The sequence below is a fragment of the Bradyrhizobium erythrophlei genome (genome assembly GCF_900129425.1).
In the GTDB taxonomy this organism is placed as follows: Bacteria; Pseudomonadota; Alphaproteobacteria; order Rhizobiales; family Xanthobacteraceae; genus Bradyrhizobium; species Bradyrhizobium erythrophlei_C.
Genome location: NZ_LT670817.1, coordinates 774,459 through 791,226 on the forward strand (window position 1 = coordinate 774,459; position 16,768 = coordinate 791,226).

The window sequence follows — 16,768 nt, forward strand, 5'->3', positions numbered from 1 at the left end:
CGTGTACGCGGACGGTCCGGTATACCGCATTGCCACCAATCCCCCATCTCATTGGAACACTGGGTGCCCGCGTCTTGAATGACGCGATCGCATTCGGCGGCTGCTACGCCGCTGCAAGTTCGCCGACATAATCGGCGATCGCCAGCGACGATGTCAGCCCAGGCGATTCTATCCCGAACAGATTGATCAGCCCGGCGACGCCATGATCGCGTGGCCCCTGGATCAGGAAATCCTGCGCGGCCACCGTCGGCGGCACGATCTTCGGTCGAATTCCCGAATAGCTCGGCATCAACGCGCCGTCCGGCAGCGTCGGCCAGTACCGCCGGATAGCCGGATAAAACCGTTCCGCGCGCGCCGGATCGACCGCGTAATCGATGGTATCGACCCATTCGACGTCCGGGCCGAACCGGGCCTGTCCCGCCATATCGAGGGTGAGGTGCACGCCGAGCCCGCCAGGCTCGGGCACCGGATAGATCAGGCGCGAAAACGGTGCCCGCGCGCTGCAACTGAAATAGTTTCCTTTCGCGAGATAGGCCGGCGGGATCAGGTCGATCGGCATGCCCTCGATGCTGCGCGCGACCGCCGGTGCCCCAAGCCCCGCCGCATTGACGAGAAGCCTGCATTCAAGCGTCATCGGCGCATCGCCGCCGGCGTCCAGCTCGATTCGATCAGCGGCCGCCTTGGCCCGCAGCAGCGGGGTATGAAAGGCATAGGCTGCGCCGCACGCTTCGGCGTCGCCGCGTAGCGCCAGCATATAGGCGTGGCTGTCGATAATGCCTGTCGAAGGCGACAGCAGGGCGGCGTCGCAGTTCAGCGCCGGCTCCAGTGCACGCGCGTGGTCGCCAGAGAGGGTTTGCAGATCGAGCACGCCATTGGCTTCGGCCCGGTCCCTGATCGATTGCAGCCTCAATGTTTCCTTGGCGGTCGTCGCGACAATCAGCTTGCCGCAATTGCGATGCGGGACGCCGTGATGACGGCAGTATTCGTACAGCGCACGCTTGCCGCTGACGCACATCCGCGCCATCAGGCTGCCGGCCGGATAATAGATGCCGGCGTGGATCACCTCGCTGTTGCGCGAGGACGTCACGGTGCCGATACCTTCCGCCGCCTCCAAGACGATCACCTCGCGGCCGGCCTGCGCCAGCCGCCGTGCGACCGCAAGGCCGATCACTCCAGCACCGATAACGACGCACTCGACTTTGTCCATTCGCGGATTCAGATCCGGGCTGATGGGTCGGTCTTCCGACCCGGCGCAATCGCGCACATTATCACTCTGTTGCGGATGATCTTTTCGACCAACTTGTTGGATTGGTTTCGGAAGCCTCGGAACCGGGGGCCCGTTAGTGAAGCATTAATCATGTCAGGGCAATTGCCGTGATTGAAGTCACATTTCTGGGTTGCAAGGGTACGCGTTTACCCGATCCAAACCCGTCAAGCCAGACACTCCGGCGCAGAAATGCGCGGGTGACTGATGGCTGACAAGAATTGGCAGGCAGGCGGAAAGATTTTGATTCCCGCGCAGGCCGCTGTGTGCCTGATTGCCACCCTTGCGCCGTTCGGAGCGGCCCGGGCCGTGCCGGACAGGTTTGCGCCCGCCAGCTATGTCGGTTCAGCGGATCCCAACACGATCTGGGAAATGCTGATTGGCGGCATCGTCGTCAGCGCTTTTCTGGCCGCCATCGCGCTGTGGATCCTCTCGGCGTTGCGCAAGGTCAAGCGTTCGCAGTTGCGGAGAAATGCATTCGTCCGGTCCGCCCTGAACAACCTCAGCCATGGCGTGGTGATGACGGACGCAAGCAAGCGGATCGTGTTCTGCAACGATCGCTATCTCGAAATCTACGGCCTGGCGCGCTCGGATATTACGAGAGACATGACCGGGCCGGAACTGCTGGCGATGCGGCGCAAGCGCGGCATACTCGACCTCAGTATCGAGGATTTCTACGAAAATGCCGGCACCCCGGAGGGTCTCGTTACCGAATTGCCCGGCGGGCGATCGATTCTGGTCAAATATTTTGCGTTGCCGAATGGCGGCTCGGTGGCGACGCACGAGGATTGCAGCGAACAGCGCAAGCTTTCGAGGCAACTCGCCTCGACCAAGCATTTCCTGGAATCGGTGCTCGACAATGTGCCGGTCTGCGTGGCCGCCAAGAACATCGAGGATGGCCGCTACATCTTCGCCAACCGCGCCTTCGAACGTTTCTCGCGCTTTTCCCGCGATGGCATTGTCGGCAAACGTGCCGATGAAATTTTCCGCCCCGATACCGCGGCAAGCATCGAAGCGGCGGACCAGGCCGCGGTCAGTTCGCCCACCGGCCAGTTCCGCAATGAATTCGTTGTCGAACGCGGTCGGGAGAAGCGGGTTCTCGCCTCAACGCGCGTGATCGCGCGCGATGAAAAGAACCAGCCCGAATTCCTGATTGCGCTGTTCGACGACGTCACCGAACGCCTGTCGCTTTCCGAAGAGCTGGAAAACACCAAGAAATTTCTCGAACTGGTCGTCGACAACATTCCGGTGTCGCTGATCGTCGAGCGCGTCAGTGACGGGCGCTATCTGCTCGCCAATCGCAGCGCCGAAACCATCCTGAACCGGCGGCGCGAAGACGCCACCGGACTGACGGCCGCCGATATTTTCAATCCGAGAGAGGCGAAGCTGATCATTGCGCGCGACGAGGCGGCGATCAGGAAGCGCGGCCTGCTCACCGAAGAACATCCGATCAGCACCAAGGACGGATTGCGGCTGTTCCTGACCCGCCGCATGACCGTGCTGGATGAAGCGGGCGAGCCGCAATATCTGATCAAGACCCATGAGGACGTCACCGACCGCCGGCAGACCGAATCGCGCATGGCGCACATGGCGTATCATGACGGTCTGACGGATCTGCCGAACCGCGCCGCGTTCCTGCAGGCGCTGGCGCAGATGATCGAGGCCTGCGAAGGCACCGACGAGGAGTTCGCGGTGCTGTCCGTCGACCTCGACGGTCTGAAGGAAATCAACGACGTATTCGGCCATGCGACCGGCGACAAGCTGCTGATCGAGGTGGCCCATCGCATCCAGGCCTCGGCGCGCGGCGGCGTTGTCGCCCGGCTCTCTGGCGACGAGTTCGGATTGATCATCGACGGCAAGCAGCCCGCCGCCGGCAAGCTGCTGGCCGAGCAGCTCGCCGAGGTGCTGGCGAACGAGTTCCAGATCGACGGCAAATCGGTTCGCACCGGCGTCACTACCGGCATCTCGGTATTCCCGCGCAATGGCGCCGACGCCGCGTCGCTGCTCGCCAATGCCGGGGCGGCGTTGTTCCGCGCCAAGGCGAAATCGCGCGGCTCGATCAGCGTCTTCGAACCCGAGATGGACCAGCAGATTCGCGATCGCCGCGTGCTGCACCAGGATCTTTCGCTCGCAATCAAGAATGGCGAGCTGTCGCTGTATTATCAGCCGCAGGCGAAGTCGGGCCAGAGCGTCGCCTCCAGCGAAATCATCGGCTTCGAGGCGCTGGCGCGATGGCTGCATCCGGTGCGCGGCTTCGTTCCGCCGGGCGATTTCATCCCGATTGCGGAAGAAAGCGGCCTGATCGTCGAAATGGGCGAGTGGATCCTGCGCGAAGCCTGCCGGGAGGCCGCGTCATGGCCGTTGCCGCTGCAGATCGCGGTCAATCTGTCGCCGGCGCAGTTCATGCATGGCGATCTGGTCGGCCTCGTGCATTCGATCCTTCTCGAGACCGGCCTGGCGCCGGGCCGGCTGGAACTGGAAATCACCGAGGGCGTGCTGATCGAGGATTTCGATCGCGGCCTGGCGCTGCTGCGGCGGCTGAAGGCGCTCGGCGTGTGCGTTTCGATGGATGACTTCGGCAGCGGCTATTCCTCGCTGAGCTATCTGCAGGCGTTTCCATTCGACAAGATCAAGATCGACCGCGCCTTCGTCATCAATCTCGGACATAATCCGCAGTCGGCGGCGATCATTCGGGCGGTGATCGGCCTTGGCCATGGCTTGGGCATGTCGATCGTTGCCGAGGGCGTGGAAACCCAGGAACAACTCGGCTTCCTCGCCGATGAGGGCTGCGACTCTGTGCAAGGCTATTTCATCGGCAAACCTGCGCCGATCGGACAGCATACCGCGCTGGTCGGCCGCGCCGTTGGCAATGCGATGGAGCCCGCGCGCAAGACCGGCTAGAACCCCGGGATGGCGGACTACGATCTTGCGATCATCGGCGGCGGCTTGAATGGCGTCAGCGTCGCGCGCGATGCGGCGGGACGGGGCCTGCGCGTGATCCTGCTGGAGCAGGGCGACCTCGGCGGGGCGGCATCCTCGGCTACGCCGCGCATGATCCATGGCGATCTCGCCATGCTGGAGCGCCGGGCGTTTTTGCGCGTGCGCGCGGCGTTGGCCGAGCGTGATATCTGGCTGCGGATCGCGCCGCATCTGGTGCGCCCGATGCGGTTTGCGATCCCTGCCCATTCCGACGAGCGTCCACCGTGGTTGCTGCGCTCCGGGTTGCTGCTCTACGACCGGCTCGCCTCGCGCCCGCGCCTGCCGGCGTCGGCGACGGTCGATGTCACCCATCATCCGATCGGCAATGCGCTGAAGCGGCCGTTCGGCACCGCGTTTGAATATTCCGATTGCGTGGTGGACGATTCGCGGCTGGTGATCGCCAATGCCGTCGATGCCGCGGAGCGGGGTGCTGCGATCCGCACCGGCGCGCGCTGCGTTCGCGCCGACCGGCTCGACATCTGGCGGCTGGCCACTATCGATCGCGGCCGCCGCCAAGTGGTCACCGCGCGGGCGCTGGCCAACGCGTCAGGCGCCTGGACCGCGTCGGTCGCGGAAACCGTGTTGCGGGTGCCGCCGCCGAAGGTCGGCATGGCCCAGATGAGCCAGATTTTGGTGCGGCGCCTGTTCGATACCGATAACGTCTATGTGTTCCAGAACATCGACCGGCGGCTGATTTTCGCCAGCCCCTACGAGCGCGATTTCACGCTGGTCGGCACCGTGGCGCACGGCTTCAAGGGCGATCCTGCCGTCGTGTCGATGGCGGCATCCGACGTCGCCTATCTCTGCGACGCCGCCAACCGGTATTTTCGCCAGCGCGTCGAGCCGGTCGATGTCGTCAGGACGATTTCCGGCGCCAACATGGTCATCGATCCGTCAGGCCAGCACGCGGCGCGGGACGGCGCGATGGCGTTCGATGCCGGGCGCGGCAACGCTCCCCTGCTGACGGTCTTTGGCGGCGATGTCACCACTTCGCGGCTGCGGGCGGAACGGGCCGTCTCCAGGCTCACGCCGTACTATCCGATGTCGCCGCGCTGGACCGCGACGGCGCCGCTGCCGGGGGGCGATTTTGCGTGGGAGAAGTTCGATGAGCGGGTTGACGCTGCGCGCGAGCGCTGGCGGTTCCTCACCGAGCCGCAGGCCCAGCGTCTGGTCGGAGCCTACGGCACGCGCCTTGAGGCCGTATACGGCCATGCCAAAGACCGGGCCGACCTCGGTCCGGCGTTCGGGCCGGAACTGACGGGCGCTGAGGTGCGCTATCTCATGAAACAGGAATGGGCGCGCTTTCCGGACGACATTCTGTGGCGGCGCTCGAAGCTGGGCCTGACCATGCCGCCCGGGGATCGCGATGCGCTGGCGGCGTTCATGGCGGCGGCGGGGTGAGGCGGCGGCGATAATAGTGTGACCGCGCGCTGCGTCGTGGTTGAGCCCGGGCTGTTCCGCCGCTAGCTTGCGGCCATGACGGGGCAGGCTGGCATCATGACCGAGGACGTGGCGAAAGCCGCAGCAGAGGCGGATTCGGCCAAACCCGAACCGCAGGCAGCCGCGGCAGACATTCCGCTGCTGCGCATCGAGGCGGTGGTGAAAAAGTTCGGCGGTTTCCGGGCGGTGGACGGTCTCTCGCTCGACATCAGGGCCGGAGAATTCTTTGCTCTCCTTGGTCCGAGCGGATGCGGCAAGACCACGCTGTTGAGGATGCTGGCCGGTTTCGAGACGCCGGACGAGGGCCGCATCCTGCTCGACGGCAAGGACATCGCGCGGATTCTGCCCCACCAGCGTCCGGTCAACATGATGTTCCAGAACTATGCGCTGTTTCCCCATCTCACCGTGCGCGACAATATCGCCTTCGGATTGAAGCGCGCCGGCATGTCGCGTTCCAAGATCGATGACCGCGTCGCCGAGATGGTCGCGCTGGTCAAGCTCGAGGGTCTCGAGAAACGCAAGCCTGATCAGATATCCGGCGGCCAGAAGCAGCGCGTGGCGCTGGCGCGCTCGCTGGCGCGCCGCCCGCGGGTGCTGTTGCTCGACGAACCCCTGGCCGCGCTCGACAAGAAGCTGCGCGAAAGCACCCAGCTCGAATTGATGGAACTGCAGCGGCGGCTCGGCATGACCTTCATCATCGTCACCCACGACCAGGAAGAGGCGATGACGGTGGCGGGACGGATCGGCGTGATGGATTCGGGGCGTCTCGAACAGGTCGCGACGCCCCGCGAGCTTTACGAGGCGCCGGCTTCGCGCTGGATCGCCGAGTTCGTCGGCGAGATCAACATGTTCGAAGGACAGGTTGAATCGAACGAGGCCCATCGTCTGTCGATCTCGACGCGAGCCGCCGGAACGATCGTCGCCGCGGAGCCGCGCCAACCAGTCACGAAAACAAACGTCTGCGTCGCGATCCGGCCCGAGAAAATAAAACTGTCGCGCCGCGGCCCGGTGTCGGACGCGGTCAATGCGCACGCGATCAACCGGCTCGAAGGCGTCGTGACCGACGTCAGTTATCTCGGCGGCGTCACCAGCTACAAGGTCAAGCTCGACAGCGGCGCGGTGTTGCGTTCGTCGATGGCCAACACCACGCGGCTCGACATCGATGCCTACAGCGCAAGCCAGCGCGTGGTGGCCTGGTTCACCCCCGACGATTGCGTGGTGCTGGAGCAATGAGCGCGCGGAATATCTTCGCCCGCCCCGCGCGCATCGCCGCGATCGCGCCCTATTTCTGGATGGCGCTGTTTTTCCTGGTGCCGTTCGGCTTCGTGCTGAAGATCAGCCTGTCGCAGACCGCGATCGCCCAGCCGCCCTATGTCCCGGTGTTCGACCTGACGCAAGGCGCTGCGGCGATCAAGGCGGCGTACGCGGCGCTGTCGCTGGATAATTTCAGGCTGCTGGTCTCCGACGATCTCTATGTGCTGTCCTATCTGCGCAGCCTCGTTGTTGCGGTGATCTCGACCTCGATCCTGCTGGTGATCGGCTATCCCATCGCCTACGGCATGGCGCGGCTGCCGCAGCGCTGGCAGGGCGTGGCGATGATGCTGGTGATCGTTCCGTTCTGGACCTCGTTCCTGATCCGGATCTATGCCTGGATCAACGTCCTGCAGCACGATGGCCTGCTCAATAAAATTCTGCTCGCGCTGCATCTGGTATCCGCGCCGGTGGTGTGGCTCTCGACCGACAGCGCGATGTATCTCGGCATCGTCTATTCCTATTTGCCGTTCATGATCCTGCCGCTCTATGCGACGCTGGCCAAAATGGACCCGGCGCTGCTGGAGGCGGCAAGCGATCTCGGAAGCTCGCCGCGGCAGGCGTTCTGGCTGGTGACGTTTCCGCTGTCGCTGCCGGGCGTCGCCGCCGGCGTGTTGCTGTGCTTCATTCCGATCGTCGGGGAGTTCGTGATTCCCGATTTGCTGGCCGGTTCCGATTCGATGATGATCGGCCAGACCCTGTGGCTGGAATTCTTCACCAACAAGGACTGGCCGGTGGCCTCCGCCGTCGCGGTGGTGTTGCTGCTGCTGCTGGTGGCGCCGCTGGTGTTGTACGACCGGCTGCAGCGCCGCCAGCTCGAAGGTGTTCGATGAACGTGCTGCCGCTGCGTTTGCTTCACCTCTCCCAAGGGGAGAGGTCGGATCGCATCGACAGATGCGATCCGGGTGAGGGGCTGAGCCCCATCGATGGACCGTACCCCCTCACCCCAACCCTCTCCCCATGGGAGAGGGGGTCTACCGAGGTCGCAGGGATCGTCTTCTCCTTCAACGGTCAACTGAATCGCTCTGGGTCGGGCTGGAGACGACAATGAGTCGGTCGAGCAAATTGTCCCGCTTCAATGTCGCCTCGCTCGGACTAGGGCTGGCGTTTCTCTATCTGCCGATCGTGATCCTCGTGATCTATTCGTTCAACGCCTCGCGGCTGGTTACGGTGTGGGGCGGCTGGTCGCTGCGCTGGTACTTTGAATTCTTCCATGACCGCGCCATGGTCGAGGCGGCCCTGATGAGTCTCCGGGTGGCGGCGGCTTCCGCCACGCTGGCGACGCTGCTCGGCACGCTGGCCGCGGTGGCGCTGTCGCGCGGCCAGCGCTTCAAGGGCCGCGCGCTGTTTTCCGGCATGTTGTATGCGCCGCTGGTGATGCCCGAAGTCATCACCGGACTGTCGCTGCTATTGCTGTTCGTGGCGCTGGACGCCGAGCGCGGCTTCTGGACCGTCACCATTGCGCACACCACGCTGACGATGTGCTTCGTGGCCGTGGTGGTGCAATCGCGGCTCGGCTCGCTCGATCGTAGCCTGGAGGAGGCGGCGATGGATCTCGGCTGCGATCCGGTGCGCGCGTTCGTTGCGGTGACGCTGCCGCTGATCGCGCCTGCGATCGCCGCGGGCTGGATGCTGGCGTTCACGCTGTCGCTGGACGATCTCGTGATCGCGACCTTCACCACCGGCCCGGGTTCGGAAACGTTGCCGATCCGGATATATTCGGAAGTCAAGCTCGGCGTGAATCCCGAGATCAACGCCATCTGCACGCTGGTGATCGGATTGATCGCGGCCGTCATCGTCGTCGCCTCGCTGGTTTCGAAGCTGACGAGCGGGCGGGGCGAGAGCGCGGCGCCGCTGTAGCCGTTCCGGCCACGGCGGTCCCGCGCAGCAGGCTTTGGCCGGCGGTGGCGCCGAGTTGCCGCAGCGCCAGGCTGTTGAGCGGAAACTCCAGCAGGATATGGACCAGGCTGAGCGCCAGCAGGAAGGTGAAGCCGAACGCGTAGTCGTAGAAATAAAGCGCGGTGGATGCGGCGCTCGCTGCGATCACCAGCACCAGCCGCGCCCGGGGAATGTCGGCCCAGCGGATGACGTCGGCTTTGATGAACCAGTTCAGGTAGTGGTAAGTGTAGAGGAAGGCGAGCAGGCTGGTGAGCCGGGTGTCGAGCTTGATGCCGGGAATCCCGAACAGCCGGCCCAGCGCAGGGCCGACATTGCCGAAATAGTCTTGCCCCACGGTGGCGAGGCTCGCGATCCGCACCTCCGCCGTTGGCGGCGCCAGCAGGATGACGGCGATGGCGACGAGGTAAAGCACGATCAGCAACGCCTGCACCCGGCTTTTCGAGCGCCAGGCGCCGAGCGTCATGAACACCAGCGTGAACAGCGACACATGGACCAGCGTCGGAATCAAGATGCCGATCACGGCCAATGACGAGCCGCTCGAAGCCATGATCGCCGCCAGCGCGATCGCGATCATGAACAACAGCGTGCCTTCGGCGGCCGAGGTGGTGGCGGCGAGCATGGCGCAGACGATCAGCGTGCTCCACATCGCCAGGCCGAACCACGAGGCGTTGTCGATCAGCGCCGCGACGACGGCGATCGCCGCCAGCGCCAGCGCGATGCCCCGGTGCGGCAGGAAATAGCTGCGGTCGTGCAGCCAGGAAATCTCGGTGAAATAATGCGCCGGGCCGAGCACCACATAGGCCAACAGCAGGAGTTCGAACGGCACCAGGTAGGCGGCGGCAAACGCCAACAGCATCAGGCCGAGATGAACAGCGTCATTGGCTCGCATGGTCATCGCCCGCCGGAATTGAGCCGTCGTCCATGCATGGGTAGCGGCGCGCGCGAAACGGGTTCAATCTCTCGCGGGTCATCTCCGGTTTGCGCCCTCACGACTTCACGGCGCCCGCGGTCAGGCCGCCGACCATGTAGCGCCTGAACACGTAATAGACCGCGGCCGGGGGCAGCGCGTAGATGAAGCCGGTGGCCATCAGCAATTCCCAGGGTGAATCGTCGGCGGCGAGGAAATTGCCGAGCGCGACCGGCAGCGTGATGTCGGTGTCCTTTGACAATAGCAGGAACGCATAGAGATATTCGTTCCAGGCCAGCAGCACGGCGTAAGTGCCGATCGCCACCAGCGACGGCATCATCAGCGGCAGATAGACCAGCCGGAACAGCTGCAGGGTGGTGGCGCCATCCATGATCGCCGCCTCGTCCAGTTCGACCGGCAGCTTGTCGGAGGCCTGCTTGAGCACCCAGATCGCGTAGGGCGAGGCGATCGTCACCATCGCCAGGATCAGCGCCCAGTGATTGTTGAGGAGCCCGTAGATGCCCATGGTGCGGTACATCGGGACCGCGAGGAAGGCCGCCGGGATGAAGTAGGTGAACAGCGCCAGATTCATGATCAGGCGGCCGCCCTTGACGCGCAGCCGCGAGATCGAAAACGCCGCCGCGGTCGCGATCAACAGCGTCAGCGCGCCCACTGCCGCGGCGATCACGGTCGAATTCCACAGCTGCAGCCAGAAATGGCTGAGGAAATAGTGCCTCTCGCCGAACACGATCGCGAAATTGTTCAGCGTCGGATGCTCGGGCCACAGCTTGCCGGCGAAGGCGTCTTCCTTCGGCGAGATCGCGAACAGGAACATGTGGTAGATCGGCAGCATGGTCCAGATGAAGACGGGAATGCCGATCAGCAGCAATCGCGCCTCGGTCCCGGCCTCGCGTATCGACGGCAGCTTCATCGCGACAACCGTTTCATCATGAAATAGACCAGCGGAAGCACCAGCGGCAGCGCGCAGACGATCGCCGCCATCGACAGATCGAGCTGGTCGAGCCGGAGGTAGCGGATGCCGAGGGTGGCAAGCACGTGGGTCAGGTCGGCGGGGCCGCCGCCGGTCAACAGGTAGACGCTGTTGAAGTCGCCGAGTGTCCAGATCATCGAGAGCAGCGTGCAGGTCAGATACAGCGTCCGCACCGAGGGCCAGGTGATGAAGCGGAATTTCTGCCACCAGCTGGCGCCGTCGACATCGGCGGCCTCGAACAGATCGCCCGGGATCGCCAGCCGACCGGTCATCAGGATCAGGGTCCAGAACGGCAGCGATTTCCAGATATGCACCAGGATCGCCATCGTCAGCGCCAGCCAGGGCTCGTTGAGCCAGTTCGGGCCGTCATCCCCCGTCAGCTTGAAGATCAGCGCATTGACCACGCCCCATTCGGGATTGAGCATGAAGCGCACCGACAGGATGGTCGGAATCGAGGGCACCGCCCAGGGCAGGATGAACAGCACCGACAGCCATCTGATCCAGGAGCGCGACTGGATGAAGAAGCCCGACAGAAACAGCGCCACCAGCATTTTGAAATTGATGCCGACCAGCAGGAAAAACAGCGTGTTGACCGCGGCGCGCGCGAAGACCGGGTCGTGATACAGCGTGACGTAGCTCGCCGGATGCCGCGCCAGCCACAGCCCGTAGCCGACCGGATAGAGCACGAAGAACAGGAACACGAGAAGATAGGGAACGAGCAGCACGAAGGCCCAGATCTGGGTCGTCGTCAGACGCGCCGACAACGGCCCGCGCGGGACCGTATCGCCAGGCGTCGTGAGCGTCATCGTTGCCATGCGATGTCCCCGATATGGATGCCGGCCGTGGCTGGAGCCCTGATGGCTTTGAACTGGATCGGCGCGCGCGAGTTCGATTCACCTCTCCCCGCTTGCGGGGAGAGGTCGGATCGGACAGGCGATGCGAAGCATCGTCCGGTGCGATCCGGGTGAGGGGGACTATCCGCGAGTCCGACCCTGTCGAGAGTCCCCCTCACCCCGACCCTCTCCCCGCAAGCGGGGAGAGGGAGCAGTGATCGATCGCCGTTGCCCATCAACCAAAATTCATCCGGCGCTTTTTCCGGTGCCGTGGCTTCATCCTTCGAGACGCATCGCTGCGCGATGCTCCTCATGATGAGGTCTGAAACCCTCATGGTGAGGAGCGCGGCAACGCCGCGCGTCTCGAACCATGTGTCCACTGGACGCGCAGCGATCATGTTTCGCCCCAGCTTCTCTTTCGTCGTGGCCGGGCTTCGTCCCGGCCATGACAGTCTTTCTTGCCGAGGAGCAGCAAAGACGTGGATGCCCGGCACAAGGCCGGGCATGACGCGTTTTGCTAACAGTGCCCACTCCATTGGCTGCCTTTCAAGTCAGACTCTCATGATGAGGTCTGAAACCCTCATGGTGAGGAGCGCGGCAACGCCGTGCGTCTCGAACCATGGGGACGTCGGCATCACCCCGCGACCTGCTTGATGCGGGCGATCAGTTCGTCGACGGCCTTGTCGACCGGGACCTTCTCGCTCACCACCCGGTTCATCGCCTTGGCCCAGACGTTCTCGTTGTTGAGGATGGTGAACTTGTAGTTCCTGACGAAGTCGAACGGCGTCGTGCCGCCGGTGAACTGCGCATAGACCGCCTTGCGATGATGGTCGGCCTGCCAGAACGCGCTCTTCTGCCCGGTGAGGGTGACCGGAAACCAGCGGCCGAGCGCGCCTTCGACATAGGGCTGGAGGTTTTCGTCCTGCAGCAGGAACTTGACGAACTCCTTGGCGCGCGCCTTGTTCTTCGCGGCCTGGAAGATCACGCCGATCTTGACGTCGGAGCGGTATTTGATCGGCGATCCGTCCGGCTTGTTGGGAAAGCCCGCGGTGATGATGGTTTCCTCATAGGCCTTCTTGCCGGCGGCGCGCTGCTCCGGCGTCAGCGCCTGGTTCTGCGAATCCTCGTACCATTTCGCCGCGATCGAAATGGTGAAGTTGTGGGTCATCACCGTGGTGCGGTTGTGGAAGGCGACGTTGTTGTCGGGGTCCTTCCAGGTGGTGGACGACGGCGGCGTGCAGCCTTTCAGATAGGTGTCGGTGTAATCCCTGAGCGCGCCGATCAGGCCTTCCCGCACCTTGGGATCGTCGACCAGGAGCTTGCCGTCGTCGTCGACCAGCTTGACGTTGTAGGCGTCCATGAAGGTGTAGAACGACTGGAAGGAGTCGGTGGATTCCACGCCCATCGGCTGGCCGATGCCATAGACCCGCGTGCCGGTCGCCTTGCGGTAGGCCGGCTGCACCTTGTCGCACCAGAACGACCAGTAATCCGCCCACTTGGTCGGGATGTCGCTGACCTTGAAGCCGGCGGTCTGCAGCATGTCGCTCCAGATCTGGACGTGCATGGTCTGCTGTTTCAGCGGGAAGCCGTAATACGCCTTCTTCTTGGTCTGGTCGTTGTAGAGCGAGGCGGTCTCCAGCGTGTTCGGCGCGAACGCCGATTTCGTCGGCGCGAGAATGTCGGTGAGATCCTCGAGCTTGCCCTCGAACGCCCACTTGCCGGCGGCCTGCACGTCGTAGGAATCGGAATAGGCGACATCCGGCGGCGTTCCGGAATCCAGCGCCGCCACCGTCTTCGGAATCATGTCCTGGACCGCGTATTGCGACAGTTCGACCTTGACCCCGGTCTTGGCCTCGAACTTGCGGATCGCTTCGTTGAGCGCGTCATCCTCGGACTTGTAGAAGCCCTTCACCCACCACACCGTGAGTTTTTCCTGAGCCGTCGCCGGCGCTGCGGCATACAGAAGGCTAATGGCGGCGGCGACCGCAAACGCAAGCGCCCGTATTCCCCTGGGTTTCACGCGTATTCTCCCTGATTGCCGATTTTTTTAACCGGTCGGATAAAAGACTAGCGCATTGCCGCGATCTGTCCAGAGAAGGCGTCGCTGGAACACCGATCACCCGCTGGAGCCTGTCATCGGCGGCGCGTCGCGCCGACCGCGGGTGATGACAGTTGGGCGAGGTAATCGATACCCCACGTCATTGCGAGCGCAGCGAAGCAATCCACTCTTTCTTTGTGTTGCGGCATGGATTGCTTCGCTGCGCTCGCAATGACGGCGAATGCGAACACACCTTCGCGATCTCGCGGCGCGATGCGCCCGAGGTTGCCAATAATCTCCGCCCTGAAAACAGAGGGCGTGGGGAATGCCGGGCGCCCGATGCACCCGCAGCCTCGTGTGCGCTATGGGTAACAAGTATGCACACGAGTATTCACAGCGAGCCACCGGAAATCACCCGACATTCCCGCACGCAATGGTTTACGGCTTATACCGTGCTCTCCCCGGTGATCGGCTTTCTTGCCACCGTCGCTTGCAAAAGATTTGCAAACTTGACACCAGCGTCGGGGTGTCAGGACCACACGTCTTCGCCGTCCGCTGCAAGCAACGCCCGTCAAGCGCGCCGCCGCGTCCACCGCATCCCGCCCCGCGTCCGTGACGTCGCGAGCCGCCCCTCTGAGTGAGACGGGACGGCGGGGATATAGAAGTGATTTGGGTCAGGCTGCAAGCGATATTTCTGAAATTCAGAAGTGAGCCAAAATGCCGCGGCGTCGCTCCGCGCCTCGCAATGACATGGTGGGTTTCGAGAGGCCGCAGCCCGGATGAGCGATATGCGGGGTTTAGAGGGACTGTGAAAACCCGGATGCCGCTTCGCTCATCCGGGCTACGCTTGCTGCTTTCGTTGGTGAACGGCGCAAGCCTTATGGGCTAATCCGGCGCGCCGAATGCGAACCCTGTCAAACTCAATTCCCCTTCGCATCCCCCACCGCAGCCGGCGCGGGCGCAACGGCCGCCGGCACCGCCGGCTTCACCCCGCCGCCCGTAAACCGCTCGATCGCCGAGCGCACCGCATCGCGCGTCTTGCGGTCCTTGACCGCGTCGAGAAGGGGCGCGGAGGCGGGCGAGCGGCGGATCAGGCTTTCCGGATCGGGGAAGATCAGCGGATCGTCCCACGGGCCCTGCACCACGAACGGCAGCTCGAAGCCGGGCGGGGCGTTCGGCGCCGTGACCAGGCTGGCGACGCCCTTCATATCGTATTCGCGCGACGGCACCGAAGCGGTGCCGGTCAGAGTGAGTCGCGCGCCCGGTCCCTCGACGCGGACGTCGTCGGCGGTGGCGATGCCGTCGGCGAATTTCACCGCGATGGTCAGATGATCGTACGGCGTCGAGCCGTTGCGAAAATTGCCGGCGCCGGACAGCGGCCGGCGCTCCAGCCGCTTGAGCAATTGCTCGACATTGAAGCCGGCGATCGCGCCGTCATGGCCGGACAGCGTCGCGGTGCCGTCGAGCGATTGCGCGAGGCCAAACGGGCTCGAGCCCGAGGCCACCAGCGAAACGTTGAGATTGCCGCGGCCGGTCAGCTTGTTGACCCCGAACAATTCGCCGGCGCAGGATTGCAGGTCGACATCGGTGAACTGGAACTGGGCCTTGACGTCGGCGATGGCGTCGGAGCGCGCGATCCCGAACGAGCCCCGGGCGATGCCGCCATACATCTGCGCCTCGCCGACGCTGAGCGCCAGCGCGCCGCCGCGCAGATTGGCGCCGAGCGCGGTGCGCCCGAGTTTCGTGGAGCCGACCGTCACCTGCGCCGCCGACAATCGCATGTCGAGGTCGGTCGACGACAGCGAGTTCAGGTCGAACAGCTGCCGGTTCCAGTCGCGCGCGCCGCTGGCGAGCAGGCGGAAGGTCGAGATATAGGGCGTGAAGTCGAGATTCCCCGCGGCGAGCGTCGCCTGCAGCGTCTGGCGGCCGTTGTTGGCGTAGGTCATCACGCCCTCGGCGACGTTGCCGTCGAGTTCGACGTTGACATTGGTCAGCGCGATCGACGGCCCCACGACATTGGCGCGCGCCTTCAGCGCGAAGCGGCCGAACCCGCCAGAGCCCGGCGGCACCTGGCCGGTCCAGCGCAGGGCTTCGCGCAGCGAGCTCGAGTCGATGGTCAGGGTGCCTTCCATCATCATGCTGGTGCGGTCGGCGACGGTGCCGTCGAACGCCAGTTTCACTGGCGCGCTGGCAAGCCGCGCCTTCAGGCCGGAGCGGTCGCCCGACAAGGCCGCCACGAAATCGCTGATGCTGATCGAGCCGTCGACGCGCTCGCCGCGCCAGTCGAATTGCCCGGTGGCGGCAAACGAACGCGAGATCGACGGCCAGGCCAGCGACAGATCGATATCGCCGAGCGCCTCGGACAGATGATTGGATGCATCCTCGTAGGCAAGCTCGCCGTCCTGGATCCGGATTTCCGAGAACGACACCTGGTTGTCGGCGCCGGGCTTCATGGCGCGCGCGATGGTTTCGATGAACGGCGTCCAGTTGCTGCCGCCATCGGCTTCGCGGACGACATGGATATGCGGACGCAGCATCATGACGTCGGCGATCTCGAACCGCCGCAGCAGCAGCGGCAGCAACCGCAGATTGGCGGTCAGGACGTCGACGACGAGCGCAGGCTCAGTGGTGCCGCCGCCCTTCAGCCCGACGTTGTGAAAGGAGACGTAGCTGCCGGGGAAAACCGAAATATCGATGTTGCCGTTGACCACGAGATCGAGGCCGGTCACGGCGCGGATCTGCGCCTCCACCGCCTCGCGCAGGGCGTCCCGGTTGAGAAGCCAGGACGTCGCGATCAGGCCGATCAGTGCCGCGCCGAGCAACGCCGCAATCGGCATTCCCAGGCGCTTGATTCCTTGGGCCATCGTCAATGACATATCCTGATCGGGTTGCTGGTCGGACAGGGGGGCGCCGGGTGGCCCCTGTCAAGTCCCGCAACTTGAGCGGTTTTCTTGACGCTTTCAAGGCCGGAGAGGGCACCCTCCCCTGGAGGGGGAGGGTCGGCCCGCATCGCGCGAAGCAAGATGCGAGACGGGGTGGGGTGACAGTCTCTCAACTCGGGCACCGTTCGAGGCGAGAGACTGTCACCCCACCCCGCCGCTCATTT

Annotated in this window: 11 protein-coding genes; 5 read left to right on the forward strand and 6 right to left on the reverse strand. The window is 64.2% G+C overall.

Annotation, left to right across the window (positions count from 1 at the left end; all coding sequences use genetic code 11):
* Positions 1–103: 103 nt before the first annotated feature.
* Positions 104–1,219, reverse strand: coding sequence for an NAD(P)/FAD-dependent oxidoreductase (locus B5527_RS03790; RefSeq protein ID WP_338065122.1), 1,116 nt, complete (start codon positions 1,217–1,219; stop codon positions 104–106).
* A 252-nt stretch (positions 1,220–1,471) separates the two neighbouring features.
* On the opposite strand from B5527_RS03790, the gene B5527_RS03795 reads away from it, so the two are divergent.
* The 5 genes from B5527_RS03795 to B5527_RS03815 all read left to right on the forward strand — a co-directional run bounded on the left by B5527_RS03795 (position 1,472) and on the right by B5527_RS03815 (position 8,854).
* Positions 1,472–4,165 (forward strand): sensor domain-containing protein, encoded by a 2,694-nt coding sequence (locus tag B5527_RS03795; protein WP_079600087.1) that lies wholly within the window; start codon positions 1,472–1,474, stop codon positions 4,163–4,165.
* Between the two features lie 9 nt (positions 4,166–4,174).
* The gene (locus B5527_RS03800; protein ID WP_079600088.1) at positions 4,175–5,644 is read left to right on the forward strand and encodes a glycerol-3-phosphate dehydrogenase; all 1,470 of its coding nucleotides are present in this window, start codon (positions 4,175–4,177) and stop codon (positions 5,642–5,644) included.
* A gap of 96 nt (positions 5,645–5,740) precedes the next feature.
* The gene (locus B5527_RS03805; protein WP_079607045.1) at positions 5,741–6,916 is read left to right on the forward strand and encodes an ABC transporter ATP-binding protein; all 1,176 of its coding nucleotides are present in this window, start codon (positions 5,741–5,743) and stop codon (positions 6,914–6,916) included.
* Positions 6,913–7,827, forward strand: coding sequence for an ABC transporter permease (locus B5527_RS03810; protein ID WP_079600089.1), 915 nt, complete (start codon positions 6,913–6,915; stop codon positions 7,825–7,827). The genes B5527_RS03805 and B5527_RS03810 overlap by 4 nt, the downstream gene beginning before the upstream one ends.
* A gap of 214 nt (positions 7,828–8,041) precedes the next feature.
* Positions 8,042–8,854 carry an ABC transporter permease gene (locus B5527_RS03815; protein WP_079600090.1) on the forward strand — a complete coding sequence of 271 codons (813 nt, stop codon included), beginning with the start codon at positions 8,042–8,044 and terminating at the stop codon, positions 8,852–8,854.
* On the opposite strand, the gene B5527_RS03820 is transcribed toward B5527_RS03815, so the two are convergent.
* The 5 genes from B5527_RS03820 to B5527_RS03845 all read right to left on the reverse strand — a co-directional run bounded on the left by B5527_RS03820 (position 8,787) and on the right by B5527_RS03845 (position 16,526).
* Positions 8,787–9,782, reverse strand: coding sequence for a hypothetical protein (locus tag B5527_RS03820; RefSeq protein WP_079607046.1), 996 nt, complete (start codon positions 9,780–9,782; stop codon positions 8,787–8,789). The two genes, B5527_RS03815 and B5527_RS03820, sit on opposite strands and share 68 nt — an antisense overlap.
* A 97-nt stretch (positions 9,783–9,879) precedes the next feature.
* Positions 9,880–10,731 carry a carbohydrate ABC transporter permease gene (locus B5527_RS03825; RefSeq protein ID WP_079600091.1) on the reverse strand — a complete coding sequence of 284 codons (852 nt, stop codon included), beginning with the start codon at positions 10,729–10,731 and terminating at the stop codon, positions 9,880–9,882.
* A complete protein-coding gene (locus B5527_RS03830; RefSeq protein WP_079600092.1) occupies positions 10,728–11,597 on the reverse strand; it encodes a carbohydrate ABC transporter permease in 870 nt (289 codons plus the stop codon). Before B5527_RS03830 ends, B5527_RS03825 begins: the two co-directional genes overlap by 4 nt.
* A 661-nt stretch (positions 11,598–12,258) precedes the next feature.
* On the reverse strand, positions 12,259–13,644 hold the full coding sequence (locus tag B5527_RS03840) for an ABC transporter substrate-binding protein (protein WP_079600094.1): 1,386 nt from the start codon (positions 13,642–13,644) through the stop codon (positions 12,259–12,261).
* 938 nt (positions 13,645–14,582) lie between these two features.
* The gene (locus tag B5527_RS03845) at positions 14,583–16,526 is read right to left on the reverse strand and encodes an AsmA family protein (RefSeq protein WP_079600095.1); all 1,944 of its coding nucleotides are present in this window, start codon (positions 16,524–16,526) and stop codon (positions 14,583–14,585) included.
* Positions 16,527–16,768 lie beyond the last annotated feature (242 nt).